This is a genomic window from Pseudomonas sp. Sample_14 (genome assembly GCF_004307515.1).
GTDB lineage: Bacteria > Pseudomonadota > Gammaproteobacteria > Pseudomonadales > Pseudomonadaceae > Aquipseudomonas > Aquipseudomonas atacamensis.
In genome coordinates this window covers 132,426-144,175 of record NZ_RCOC01000005.1, presented here as the reverse complement: position 1 = coordinate 144,175, position 11,750 = coordinate 132,426, and the positions used below count along the sequence as shown (strand labels likewise).

At 62.1% G+C, this 11,750-nt stretch carries 11 protein-coding genes and 2 pseudogenes; 2 read left to right on the top strand and 11 right to left on the bottom strand.

Translation table 11 applies throughout. From position 1 onward, the window contains the following. Positions 1 to 105: 105 nt before the first annotated feature. Together D8U61_RS01250 and D8U61_RS01245 are read right to left on the bottom strand one after the other, a co-directional pair. Positions 106 to 687 carry a mechanosensitive ion channel family protein gene (locus tag D8U61_RS01250; protein WP_101161538.1) on the bottom strand — a complete coding sequence of 194 codons (582 nt, stop codon included), beginning with the start codon at positions 685 to 687 and terminating at the stop codon, positions 106 to 108. Beyond that, positions 687 to 2,597 (bottom strand): ATP-binding cassette domain-containing protein, encoded by a 1,911-nt coding sequence (locus D8U61_RS01245; RefSeq protein ID WP_016772606.1) that lies wholly within the window; start codon positions 2,595 to 2,597, stop codon positions 687 to 689. Before D8U61_RS01245 ends, D8U61_RS01250 begins: the two co-directional genes overlap by 1 nt. A gap of 50 nt (positions 2,598 to 2,647) precedes the next feature. Between D8U61_RS01245 and D8U61_RS01240 the strand changes: the two genes are divergently transcribed. Next, entirely contained in the window at positions 2,648 to 3,109 is a 462-nt protein-coding gene (locus D8U61_RS01240) for a TIGR02444 family protein (RefSeq protein WP_110599882.1), read from the top strand. On the opposite strand, the gene D8U61_RS01235 is transcribed toward D8U61_RS01240, so the two are convergent. After that, entirely contained in the window at positions 3,106 to 4,263 is a 1,158-nt protein-coding gene (locus tag D8U61_RS01235; RefSeq protein WP_125925386.1) for an AlgP family protein, read from the bottom strand. The two genes, D8U61_RS01240 and D8U61_RS01235, sit on opposite strands and share 4 nt — an antisense overlap. Before the next feature lie 192 nt (positions 4,264 to 4,455). On the opposite strand from D8U61_RS01235, the gene D8U61_RS01230 reads away from it, so the two are divergent. Further along, positions 4,456 to 5,121 carry an FKBP-type peptidyl-prolyl cis-trans isomerase gene (locus D8U61_RS01230; RefSeq protein ID WP_125925385.1) on the top strand — a complete coding sequence of 222 codons (666 nt, stop codon included), beginning with the start codon at positions 4,456 to 4,458 and terminating at the stop codon, positions 5,119 to 5,121. Positions 5,122 to 5,178: 57 nt separating this feature from the next. Here the strand turns inward: D8U61_RS01230 and D8U61_RS01225 are convergent, their stop codons facing one another. The 8 genes and pseudogenes from D8U61_RS01225 to D8U61_RS27990 all read right to left on the bottom strand — a co-directional run. Further along, positions 5,179 to 5,637, bottom strand: a complete 459-nt coding sequence (locus tag D8U61_RS01225) for an Rsd/AlgQ family anti-sigma factor (RefSeq protein ID WP_016772602.1) — start codon at positions 5,635 to 5,637, stop codon at positions 5,179 to 5,181. Between the two features lie 181 nt (positions 5,638 to 5,818). Next, positions 5,819 to 6,370 (bottom strand): disulfide bond formation protein B, encoded by a 552-nt coding sequence (locus tag D8U61_RS01220; RefSeq protein WP_016772601.1) that lies wholly within the window; start codon positions 6,368 to 6,370, stop codon positions 5,819 to 5,821. A gap of 216 nt (positions 6,371 to 6,586) precedes the next feature. Next, a complete protein-coding gene (locus D8U61_RS01215; RefSeq protein WP_125925384.1) occupies positions 6,587 to 7,825 on the bottom strand; it encodes a heme biosynthesis protein HemY in 1,239 nt (412 codons plus the stop codon). Continuing rightward, the gene (locus D8U61_RS28000; protein ID WP_016773671.1) at positions 7,822 to 8,964 is read right to left on the bottom strand and encodes a uroporphyrinogen-III C-methyltransferase; all 1,143 of its coding nucleotides are present in this window, start codon (positions 8,962 to 8,964) and stop codon (positions 7,822 to 7,824) included. The genes D8U61_RS01215 and D8U61_RS28000 overlap by 4 nt, the downstream gene beginning before the upstream one ends. 36 nt (positions 8,965 to 9,000) lie before the next feature. Next, a pseudogene (locus D8U61_RS27995) lies at positions 9,001 to 9,747 on the bottom strand (uroporphyrinogen-III synthase); the annotation flags it as partial. Beyond that, positions 9,744 to 10,685, bottom strand: a complete 942-nt coding sequence (hemC, locus tag D8U61_RS01205) for a hydroxymethylbilane synthase (protein WP_130926283.1) — start codon at positions 10,683 to 10,685, stop codon at positions 9,744 to 9,746. The gene hemC and the pseudogene D8U61_RS27995, both read right to left, overlap by 4 nt. Before the next feature lie 137 nt (positions 10,686 to 10,822). Beyond that, positions 10,823 to 11,569 (bottom strand): LytTR family DNA-binding domain-containing protein, encoded by a 747-nt coding sequence (locus tag D8U61_RS01200; protein ID WP_130889075.1) that lies wholly within the window; start codon positions 11,567 to 11,569, stop codon positions 10,823 to 10,825. After that, positions 11,566 to 11,727, bottom strand: a pseudogene (locus D8U61_RS27990) (sensor histidine kinase); the annotation flags it as partial. The gene D8U61_RS01200 and the pseudogene D8U61_RS27990, both read right to left, overlap by 4 nt. Positions 11,728 to 11,750: the final 23 nt, after the last annotated feature.

The window sequence follows — 11,750 nt, the reverse complement described above, 5'->3', positions numbered from 1 at the left end:
TTTTAGCGGTAAACACACCCAAAAAGCTTGACCGTGAACAGAGTATCTACAGGGATCGTATTCCAAATGTAGGAGCTGCCGAAGACTGCGATCTTGCTGAAAAAGCTACTTCTCGAACCCGCTCGACGGCAACACATCGGTCCCGCGCCAACGCCGCACCGATCGCTGGAAGAACAGGCTGTTCGGCACCTGCACCATGGCGCTGCCGGTGCCGAGTTCTTCGGCCTCGACCAGCGTGGTGTAGAGCAGATTGATCGCGATCACCCGGCCTTTGACGCCAGGCTTGTCGGTGGTGTCGACCAGCTCGACCACGTCGCCGAGGCGGAACGGCCCGACGGTGAAGATCAGAATCGCGCAGAGCAAATTCGACAGCACACTCCACATCGCAAAGAACGCGACCGCTGCCACCGCGACAAATCCCGACAGCGCCGTCCACAGCACCGTGGCCGAAACGCCGAGGCGCTCGAGCACGAAGAGCAGCGCGCTGCCCATGATCAGCCAGCGCAACACGCCACGCAGCGGCATCAGCAACTGCGGTGGGAACGGATAGCGCTCACCCAGGCGAGTTAGGCCTTTGGCGACGAAACGCTGGGTCAGGTAACCGGCCAGCAGAATCAGCAGAATCTGCGCGGTGAACCACAGCGGTTCGACCCACACCGCCGCAAAGGGCAGCTTGAAGGCTTCCATCAGGACAACGCCTCCAGCTCCGCCTGCATGCTTTCCAGGGTTTCCAGCGCTTCCATCCAGGCTTCTTCCAGCTCGGCTTCACGCACCTTCAATTTCGCCTGTTCGGCGAGCAGATCACGCAATTCATTCTTGCGCGCCGGCTCGTAGATATCGCTGTCACCGAGGCTGGCATCGACCTTGGCCAGTTTCTCGTGCAGCTTGCCCAGTTCGGCTTCGAGCTTGTCGGCCTCGCGCTTGTGCGGCGCCAGTTGCTGACGCAACGCTGCTGCCGCTTGGCGCTGCGCTTTCTTGTCGGTCTTGTCCGGGTTGACCGGCGTGTTGCTGACCGGCGCATTGCGCTGACGGTATTCCACCAGCCAGCGTGCGTAGTCTTCGAGATCGCCGTCGAACTCTTCGACCTTGCCGTCGGCGACCAGATAGAAGTTGTCGGTGGTGCTCTTGAGCAAGTGCCGATCGTGAGAAACCACCAGCACCGCACCGCTGAATTCCTGCAGGGCCATGGTCAGCGCCAGACGCATTTCCAGGTCGAGGTGGTTGGTCGGTTCGTCGAGCAGCAGCAGGTTCGGCCGCTCCCAGGCGATCAGCGCGAGGGCCAGACGGGCCTTCTCGCCACCGGAGAAATTCAGCACCGGCTCATCGATGCGTGCGCCCCGGAAGTCGAAGCCGCCGAGGAAGTCGCGCAGGGTCTGCTCGCGCTCACCCGGCGCCAGACGCTGCAAATGCAGCAATGGGCTGGCCTTGGAGTCGAGCGAGTCGAGCTGATGCTGAGCGAAGTAGCCGACCACGGTGTTTTCGCCACGGGTCAGGCGCCCGGCCAGCGGTTCGAGCTCGCCGGCGAGGTTCTTGATCAGCGTCGATTTGCCCGCACCGTTCGGCCCAAGCAGACCGATCCGCGCACCCGGGGTCAGTTGCAGCTTGACCTTCTCGAGGATGGTCTTGTCGCCATAACCCAGCCGCGCATCGGACAGGTCGATCAGCGGACTGGAGATCTTGGTCGACTCGCGGAAAACAAAGTCGAACGGCGAATCGACGTGGGCCGCCGACAATTCTTCCATGCGCTCCAGCGCCTTGATCCGGCTCTGCGCCTGACGGGCCTTGGTCGCTTGCGCCTTGAAGCGGGCGATGTAGCTTTCCATGTGCGCACGCTGCGCCTGCTGCTTCTCGTAGGCCTGTTGCTGCTGGGCCAGACGCTCGGCGCGGGCGCGTTCGAACGCGGTGTAGCCGCCCCGGTAGAGGGTCAGTTTGCGCTGATCGACATGGGCGACGTGATCGACCACTTCGTCGAGGAAATCCCGGTCGTGGGAAATCAGCAACAAGGTGCCCGGATAACTTTTCAGCCACTCTTCGAGCCAGATGATCGCGTCGAGATCCAAGTGGTTGGTCGGTTCATCGAGCAGCAGCAGATCCGACGGGCACATCAGTGCCTGCGCCAGATTCAGTCGCATCCGCCAGCCACCGGAGAAATCTCCTACCTGACGGTCCATCTGCTCATTGGTGAAACCAAGACCGGCGAGCAGCTTGCGCGCCCGCGCATCGGCGGTGTAGCCGTCGGCGCTGTCGAGTTCAGCATGCAGACGCGCCAGTGCGGTGCCGTCATGGGCCTCCTCGGCGGCGGCCAGCTCGCGTTGCACCTCGCGCAGACGCAGGTCGCCATCGAGCACATAATCGACCGCCAGGCGCTCGAGCGTGTCGACCTCCTGACGCATGTGCGCGATGCGCCAGTCGGCCGGCAGCAGGCAGTCGCCCGAATCCGGGTGCAACTCGCCGCGCAGCAACGCGAACAGGCTGGATTTGCCGGCACCGTTGGCGCCGATAAGGCCGGCTTTGTGGCCGGCGTGCAGGGTCAGCTCGGCGTCTTCTAGCAGACGTTGCGGGCCACGCTGTAAAGTCAGGTTCTGAAGTCGGATCATAATGGCGGCGGAGTCTACCAGCTTCGCTCACAACTGGCGCGAGTAGCACGATGTCCTCTGACCTGTGGAGCTTTGCCCTTGATGTCTACGCCCGGCCGGGCGTGGAAGATGCCTGCCTGCAATTGCAAACGGCGGGCGCCAATGTCTGCCTGCTGCTCTGCGGTTTATGGCTGGAGCAGCGCGCGGTGGCGTGCGATGAACCGCGCGTACGTCTGCTCAAGGCCTTGACCGCGCCGTGGGATATCGAAGTGGTGCAGCCGCTGCGAACCCTGCGCATGCAATGGAAAGCGCGGGCCGTCGACGATGCGGTGGTGGCCGGCATGCGCGAGCAGATCAAATCACTGGAGCTTGAAGCTGAGCGCACCTTGCTGTCACGGCTCGAAGGTGTGGCGCAGGAGTGGACGCGCAACGATGCAGGTTCGGTGACCTGGCTTGAGGGCTTGGCCGGCAATGCCGCCAGCCTGAACCGCGACGCGCTGCAAGTGCTGCGCGTCGCGGCAACCGGCACTTAGGAAGCGCTGGTCGGGGTGCTGCTGACGTTCGACGAAGCGGCTGGCGCTGGCGCAGTCGAAGGGGTCGAGTGAGTGGCGGACGACGGTGCCGACGTAGCTGGAGCAGCCGGGGTAGCGGCAGCGGCAGGCTTGGCTGCTGGAGCGGTAGCCGGTTTGGTCGCGGCTGGCTTGGCAGCTGCAGGCTTTTTCACCGCTGGTTTTGCGGCTGGCTTGGCGGCCGGTTTTGCAGCAGCGGTCGCAGGCTTGGCAGCAGCGGGTTTCGTAGCTGGCTTGGCGGCCGGTTTTGCAGCGGTTTTTGCCGCAGGTTTTGCTGCCGATGTTGCGGCTGGTTTGGCAGCCGGTTTTACCGCCACTTTCGCAGCAGGTTTGGCGGCGGCCGGCTTGGCCGCAGTCTTGGCAGCAGGCTTCGCAGCGGCAGTCTTGGCAGCAGGTTTGGCGGCTGCGGTTTTCGCCGGTGCAGCTTTGCTCGCGGCCGGTTTTGCAGCGGCTTTGGCAGGGGTGGCTTTCACTGCTGGCTTGGCTGCAGCAGGTTTGGCTGCGGTGGTTTTAGCCGCCGGTTTTGCCGCGCTCGCCGCCGGCTTCTTCGCTGCAGTTTTCGCCGCTGGTTTGGCAGCCGCTTTCACTGGCGCCTTGGCCGCTGGTTTGGCGGCGGTTTTCGCAACAGCAGGTTTCGCCGCAGCGGTCTTCGCCGGGGCTTTGCTTGCAGCAGGCTTGGCAGCAACTTTCTTCGCTGGTGCTGTTGCCGGTTTGGCCGAGCGCGACGACAGAACCTTGCCCACTGCTTCCTGAACGCGGCCAACACCCTGGGCCAGTTTCAGGCTTTCCTGGGCATCGCGCTTGAGCTGCAGAATGTAGCTGCGGGTTTCGGACTGACGATCTTTCAAAGCGTCCAGCAGGTCTTCGAGTTCTTTCACGGCAGCCTTGGCTTTGTTCTGTGCCTTGGCTTTGCCGGCGGTGGCGGCGTCCTGCAATTTGGTGCGCGATTTGTGCAGTTTTTCCTGCGCCTTGCCGCGCTGCTTTTCCAGCTTGGCGAGCAGTTTTTCAGCATCAGCCAAGGCTTGCGAGCAAGCGTTTTCCAAATGCTCGAGCAGGCTGCCCGACAACTGTTGGAGTAAGTGCAACGGAGTATTTACAGGCTTCTTGGTGGCCGACATGGTTTACCTCCTGGCTGACGTGAGTGCGGCTCATACTAGACCTCTGCTGATACCGCCGCTAGGGCATGTTGACAGTATCTGCACCGTTGCGTTGCACCGAAGCCGAAATGTTCTGCGCGCGGGAAAAAGCAGTTCACCGATGCAGACGTTTGCACTGGCATAATCCCCCGCATCCCAGGTCGGAGAGTGCCCATGTCGCGCTACTTTATTTTGTCCCTCTGCGTGTTTTTTTCGGCGGCGTATGCCGATGAAAAAAACACGGCGAACGATGCTCATGATCTGGCTTACAGCCTCGGTGCCAGCCTCGGCGAACGGCTGCGTCAGGAGGTACCACAGTTGCAGATCCAGGCGCTGATCGAAGGTCTGCAACAGGCGTATCAGGGCAAGCCGCTGGCGCTGAGTGAAGCGCGTATCGAACAGATTCTGGCCGACCACGAATCGCGCAATGCCGAGCAGGCATCACGGCAATCGAGCGACGCGGCGATGGAAAACGAGCAACGCTTTCTCAGTGCGGAAAAAGCCAAACCAGGGGTGAAGGAACTGGCCGATGGCATCCTTCTGACTGAACTGGTTCCGGGCACTGGCGCCAAGGCCGGCCCGGACGGCAAAGTGCAGGTGCTGTATGTCGGCAAGCTGCCGGATGGCACCGTGTTCGATCAGAACACCCAGCCGCAATGGTTCAACCTCGACAGCGTGATCGCCGGTTGGCGCACCGCCTTGCAGAACATGCCGGTGGGGGCGAGATGGCGACTGGTGATTCCATCGGATCAGGCCTATGGCGCCGACGGTGCCGGCGACCTGATCGCGCCGTTCACGCCTCTGGTTTTCGAAGTGGAATTGCGTGGCGCGACGAGCTGATCAGGCATAAAAAAACGGTGCGCTTTCGGGCGCACCGTTTTTCATGAAGGACGTGGATCAGGCCTGAACCGGATCTTCTGCCTTGTGTGCCGTGTGCAGCACTTCGATCAGGCAGTCTTCAAGTTCGAAGCGCTCATGCAGCAAGCCGCCCAATTCCTTGAATTTCTCCGCAACGCATTTGCCTTCGTCGCACAGGTCGTTGAACGCGAGCAGCTTCTCGGTAATGACGTCGATGCGCGGGTAGATGGTCTCGGCGAGTTCCAGGCCGCGCTTGTCGTTGAACGCCTTGGCTTCGCCAGTCAGCTGTTCATAGATTTCGAAGTGCCCCGCCGATACGTAATCGACCAGCACGCCGCAGAATTCCTGCAAAGGCTTGCGGCTCTCGGACAGCGACTCAGGCTGCGCACCGAGCTTGTCGTAGGCGCCGATCAGCTCTTCACGCTCCTGCAACCAGCGGTCGATCAGCAGATGAACCCCACCCCAACGTTCCTGAGCATTCTGACAACTTTCGAGCATGGCGATCTCTCTTCCCTTGTGGGTCATGCTGCTCTACACCCGCGCCCCTGTTCTGATTTGACTGGTGGACGATCGGGCAGAGCGTCATCGAGCAACATAAATCCAATGACACGTGCCGGCCAGATTATGCCCGCACGCCTATGGCTTCAAGGTACGCAGGAGATAAAGTTCATACAAGTGTTTAATCCCTGACCAGCAGGTGGTGCGACGCTTCGTCGCTGACCGGTCGTTGCAGAGCGCTCCAGATCAGACGCAACAACTGATAAACCGCAAGGATCGACACGCCGACAAAAAACAGCAGGCTCCATTCCGGGATGCTCAAATCGAACAGTGTCCAGGAGATGTCCGCACAATCGGCGCCGCCGTTGAACATCCGTTGCAAGGCGCAGATCCACGGCAGGTCGCTGAACAGTGACTCCACGGTTGGCGAGCATTTGACCAGTTGCAGCATCGAGTCACTCTGGATCAACACCTGCCGCCACGCAGCGGTGGTTCCACCCAGACTGGCGCCGAGTGCAAACAGCCAGTACCACCATAAGCCAACGCGCCGGGGGCCATGCACCGCCGCCACGCCGCAGCCGATGCACAGCAATGTGAGGAACAATCGCTGCACCAGGCACAGACTGCAAGGCGTCAGGCCGACCGCATATTCGAGGTAATAGGAAGCTCCCAGAGCAAAGGCCCCCGCAATGAAAGCCATGAAGAACAAGGAGCGTGAGCAGGCCAACGACATGGCTTTTCCGTAACAGTAGAGACAGACGGTTACGGTAGAGGAAAGCGTGTCAGCCTTTCAAGGCAAGGGCCTGCCGACAGTTCACCGCAGGTGTAGGGAAAACCCGACAGGCTCGATAGGAAACGGTGAAGCGCTCTGTAGGACTTTGTCTCTGGAGCGCAAAGAAGGGGAATTTTCGGTCATCAAAGTTCACGAGGGAGCAACCTCCCTCGCCATTCAGACCTTCGCCGCAACCGGCAAAGGCGCCGCGAGCAGGCGTTCATCCAGCAGCCCCAGACCTTCCTGGAACAACTGATTGCTGCGCTCGGTATCGCCAAGCTGTGCAAGCAGACGGGCCAGTTCCGCGCACGTCTCCGGATTGCGCTGCACGCGCAGACTGCTTTCCAGATAGTCGCGAGCCTTGCCCCACAGACTGGTTTGCAGACACAAGCGCCCGAGGGTCAGCAGCAGACTCGGATCGGCCGGGTGCTCCTTGAGCCAGCCTTCGGCATTCTGCAACTGACGCGCAGGATCACTGCCACGAACCAGACCATAGAGCCGCGCCAGATGGCTGTCGTACTTGCGCTTGAGCGCTGTTCGCAGGACCTCTTCGGCCTCGACCTGAGCACCAAGCTGGCGCAATTGCTCGGCATAGGCCAGCACCAAAGGTGCTTCCTGACGCTGCGCCGAAGTCAGCTGTTCCCACGCCCGCTTGAGCGATTGCAGACCCACCGTACCGTCTTCTTCGCGATGCGCTGCCAAGGACAGATTCTCACCCCAGGCGCGACGCTCGAGTTCAGCCAGTTCGGCCGGCGGCAGGACCTTGTCCTTGCGCAACTCTGGCAGCAGACGAATCACCGCCGCCCATTCGCCACGCTGCTGATGCAGACGTTGCAATTGACGCAATGTCTGCGCGCTGCGCGGATGCCGTTCATGCATTGCCTGCAAGGTCACCAGCGCACCGTCGGTGTCGCCACGATCAGTCTGCAATTGTGCGTGACTCAGGGCGATCGCCAATTCGGCTTGCGGCTGACGCTCCAGCGCGCGTTCGAGCAAACGATCACTTTCTTCGTACTGACCTTGCTCGTTCGCCGCACGGGCGGCGCCGAGGTAATACAGCAGTGGCTGACGCTCGGCTTCCGCTGCGCGGGTCAAGTGCCGTTGCGCACTGGCCCAGCGCCCTTCAGCCAGATCCAGCTGCCCGTGTTCGATCGCCACTTGCACGCGGCGGCTGCGATTGCGCCGCGACCACGGATTGACCACGCCGGTGGAGGTCATCACCAGCTCGACCAGCACCTTGATGCCCCAGAACAGCAGCCACAGCACCGCGATCACCGCCAGGGTCGCCCACAGGCTCGATTCGTAGCGGAAGCTCTTGTACGCCACCAGCACGTAACCGGAATGCTCGGCAATCGCCAGGCCCAGCGCTGCCGTCGCGGCGATGACCAGAAACACGATTACATAGAGGCGCTTCATGGGGTCGCCTCCTGCGCAGCATTGGCGGCAGGCTTGGCGAACGGTTTCACCGATTCCTCGGCATTGACGTTACGTCGCTCCAGATATCCCTGCACCGCACTCAAGGTGCCGGCCAGATCCGGCGTCTTGACGGTGACCGGTTCCTTGCTCAGCTCGGCGACCTGTTCCAGCATGACTTTGCTTTGCGGATTGTCCGGGTTGAAATTGCCTTTGAGCACATCGCGTGCCTCGGCCAGCGCCTGGGTGTACACCGCCGCCTGACCGTTGAGCGCGGCCCACTGCGCCTGCTCCAGCGCCAGGCTCAGGGCCAGGCGCACCTGGCTCAGGCTCTGTCCGGCCAGCAGCGGTTTGACGTTTTTGTCAGCGTTGAAATCGATGCGGATATAGCGCGAAACCTTGTCCCACCACTGCGCCCAGCGACTGGCGCCATCGCCATCGTTGGTCAGGCCCAGCAGCGACTCGCCGCGATCCTTGTACTCCGGCGCCAGCTCCGTGAGGTCGATAACCTGATCGCGCAACGCGCCAAGGCGCAGGAACAGCCCGGTGCGATCCGGCTGTTCGGTGCTGCGCAAGGCGACCAGGGTTTTCGCCACTTGCTCGCGCGCGGCGAAGGAACCCGGATCGTTCTGTTCACGGAGAATTTCATCGGCGCCCTGCACCAATGCCTGGGCGCTGCTGATGTCCTGCAACGCTGAAAGGCGCAGGCTGGCCAGACGCAGCAAGTGTTCGGCCTCGGCCAGACGCCAGTCCTTGCGGCTGGCGCCGAGGACGGTTTCCAGACGTTGATTCAGGCGCTGTTGATCGCCCTGCAGTTGCGTGACCAGACGCTGGCGCTCGGCGAGCTCGTCAGCACCGGGCAACTGCGCCAGGCGCTCGGTCAGACGCTGTTCGTTGAGCTTCAGACTCTGCGCCTGATCGTTCAAAGCCTGCACCTGACTCGACTGTTGCTGCGTGTTGTTCTGCAGGTGGCGCACCTGCCAGACACCCCAACCACCGATGGCGACACCGGCGGCGCCGAGCAGCAGGGCGACAATTGCCAGTCCATTGCCTCGGCGCGGCTCTTTGGCCGGTGGTGGAGTTTCAACCTGGGCATCAAGCGCAGGCTGGACGTCATCTTTTGGCAAGGCTGTTTCGCTCACGTATCCATCCTTTGCATTAGAAAACGGCACGGGACATTCCCGTAACGCCGTCAGCAAAGCCGCGGCACTTGCGCCGCGGCAATCCACAACTGTTTGAGCCCCGGCGGCACGTGCCAGCTCGGCGACCCTCGGGCTTGGAACAAACAACGGCAACTGCGCGATCTTCGGCCAGGCATCGCCGGCCATCTGCCGCAGGTGCTCGAAACCCTGTCCACTGCTGACCACCAGCCCGTTCAAGCGTTCCGCTTCGATCCGCCGTGGCAGCTCGTTTGGCGGGTAGGCTGGCAGGTCGCGGCGATACAACTCCAGATACTCGACACTAGCACCAAGCGCGCGCAGGCGCTCGGCGAGCAGTTCACGACCGCCCTCGCCGCGCAGGATCGTCACCTGCGCGCCGGACTGGTCGAGCGCCTCGCGCAGACGCGGCAATTGCAGCAGAGCTTCACTGTCATCGCCGTCAGCCGGGAAGCTGACATCGAGACCATGCTCGCGAAGAATGCCTGCGGTTGCCGCGCCGACGCTGAACCACGGCATGCTCAATGGCGCCGTGCCTTCGGACTTGAGCAGATCCACCGCAATCCGCGCCGCCGGTTTGCTGACCACAATCACTGCGCTGCAAGCGGGCAATCGCGAAATCGCCTGGCGAATAGTGTCAGAGAGCGGCAGCGGAACAATGTCCAAAAGCGGCAGGCAACTGCTGAAAATCCCGTGCCCGGCCAACTGTTCGGCCAGCGCCGCGCAGTCGTCTGCCGGGCGCGTCAGCAGCAGGCGCCAGGCCGTCACTCGTGCCCCGCCTCGCCGTACACCGCTTTGAGAATGTCGTCGGCGCCTTGCTTGAGCAGGTCTTCAGCGACCTGCACGCCCAAGGTCTCGGCGTCCGCGCGCGGCGCGCGGGCTTCGGCACTGAGCAGCTTGCCACCACTCGGCTCGCCGACCAGACCGCGCAACCACAACTGCTCGCCTTCAAGCACGGCGTAGCAGGCGATTGGCACTTGGCAGCCGCCGTTCAAATGTTTGTTGAGGGCGCGTTCGGCGTTCACCCGCGAAGCGGTATCGGCGTGATGCAAAGGCGCGAGCAAGGCGTGAATTTCGTGGTCGGCGCTGCGGCATTCGATGCCGACCGCGCCCTGGCCACCGGCCGGCAGGCTGTCATCGACACTGATCGCCGATGTGATGCGCTCTTCGAAACCCAGGCGGATCAGACCGGCCGCGGCGAGGATGATCGCGTCGTACTCGCCGGCGTCGAGTTTGGTCAGACGGGTGTTGACGTTGCCGCGCAGGAAACGGATCTGCAGGTCGGGACGCCGCGCCAGCAATTGCGTTTGCCGACGCAGGCTCGAAGTGCCGACGATGGCCCCGGCAGGCAGCGCTTCAAGACTGGCGTAGGTGTTGGAGACGAATGCATCGCGCGGGTCTTCACGCTCACAGATGCAGAACAGACCCAGGCCTTGCGGGAAGTCCATCGGCACATCTTTCATCGAATGCACGGCGATATCGGCCTGGTTTTCCAGCAGCGCGGTTTCCAGCTCCTTGACGAACAGACCCTTGCCGCCGATCTTCGACAGTGGCGAGTCGAGCAGCTTGTCGCCGCGACTGACCATGGGCACCAGCGTCACCAGCAGGCCCGGGTGGGCCGCCTCGAGACGGGCTTTGACGTATTCGGCCTGCCAGAGGGCCAGCGCACTTTTACGGGTGGCGATGCGGATTTCGCGAGGGGACATGGAACAATCCGTACTGAATAGATACGGCGGATAATAACAGCTCAGTCAATTTCACTTTGACCTGAATCAGAACCGGCGCGGCCTCCCTGGCCTGCCATGCCGGATAAAAGAACTCGAAAGGCCCGGCGAAGACCGGGTCAAAGCCCCTGCATCATCTTGCGCACACCGGCAACGTGCCGCCGGCTGACAATCAGTGCATCGCCATTGAGGCCTTTGAGGAACAACTGGAAATGTCCCAATGGCGTGCGTTGCAATCGCTCGATGCGATCACGAGCGACCAGCGCATTGCGGTGGATACGCACAAAGCGTTCGCCAAATTCGTCTTCAAGGGCTTTGAGGGGTTCGTCGAGCAGCACCTCGCCGGCTTCGTGACGCAGGGTCACGTACTTGTGGTCGGCGATGAAGTAGACCACCTGATCCAGCGGAATCAGCTCGATGCCTTTACGGGTCCGTGCGCTGATGTGGCTGCGTGGGCCGTTGCCACTTTCGGCAGCGGGACGGGTCAGGGCCGAGAGTTGCGCCCGGCTGGGACGTTCAGCCCGCTTCAGGGCTTCATTCAAGTGTTCGGTTCGCACAGGTTTCACCACATAGCCCACGGCGCTGGCCTGCAGGGCTTCCACGGCAAATTCATCGGGACTGGTGCAAAACACCACGGCCGGCGGCGTCTCTCGTTCGCACAGTCGGGCAGCAACCTGCAGGCCATCGAGGCCCGGCATGCGGATATCGAGCAGCACGATATCCGGCTTGTGGCTGTCGATCAGCGCTAACGCCTCCTCGCCATTCGTGGCACTGGGCTCCAGGACTGTGTAACCCTCGAGCTCGCTCACCATACGGCTTAGGCGCTCGCGAGCCAGGGGTTCGTCATCAACGATCAGGACATTCATATTGCGCTGGATTCCTGCGTGAGTCTCGCACAAGGATAGCGTAGACAGGTGTAGTGACCTCCGTCACCGCGATCCACGCTAAGACTAGCCCGAGCGCCAAAAAGTGCCGTACGTCGGCCAGCAATATTTGCCAGCGTCCGGGTCGTACCGCTCGGAGCCCAGTGTTTCCTGCGTTTCTCAC

Excerpts from the sequence above, each read along its gene's own strand:
- D8U61_RS01240 (WP_110599882.1), top strand. The coding sequence starts at position 2,648 with ATGTCCTCTGACCTGTGGAGCTTTGCCCTTGATGTCTACGCCCGGCCG.
- D8U61_RS01245 (WP_016772606.1), bottom strand. The coding sequence starts at position 2,597 with ATGATCCGACTTCAGAACCTGACTTTACAGCGTGGCCCGCAACGTCTG.
- D8U61_RS01220 (WP_016772601.1), bottom strand. The coding sequence starts at position 6,370 with ATGTCGTTGGCCTGCTCACGCTCCTTGTTCTTCATGGCTTTCATTGCG.
- D8U61_RS01250 (WP_101161538.1), bottom strand. The coding sequence starts at position 687 with ATGGAAGCCTTCAAGCTGCCCTTTGCGGCGGTGTGGGTCGAACCGCTG.
- D8U61_RS01230 (WP_125925385.1), top strand. The coding sequence starts at position 4,456 with ATGTCGCGCTACTTTATTTTGTCCCTCTGCGTGTTTTTTTCGGCGGCG.
- hemC (WP_130926283.1), bottom strand. The coding sequence starts at position 10,685 with ATGTCCCCTCGCGAAATCCGCATCGCCACCCGTAAAAGTGCGCTGGCC.
- D8U61_RS01200 (WP_130889075.1), bottom strand. The coding sequence starts at position 11,569 with ATGAATGTCCTGATCGTTGATGACGAACCCCTGGCTCGCGAGCGCCTA.
- D8U61_RS01215 (WP_125925384.1), bottom strand. The coding sequence starts at position 7,825 with ATGAAGCGCCTCTATGTAATCGTGTTTCTGGTCATCGCCGCGACGGCA.
- D8U61_RS01235 (WP_125925386.1), bottom strand. The coding sequence starts at position 4,263 with ATGTCGGCCACCAAGAAGCCTGTAAATACTCCGTTGCACTTACTCCAA.
- D8U61_RS01225 (WP_016772602.1), bottom strand. The coding sequence starts at position 5,637 with ATGCTCGAAAGTTGTCAGAATGCTCAGGAACGTTGGGGTGGGGTTCAT.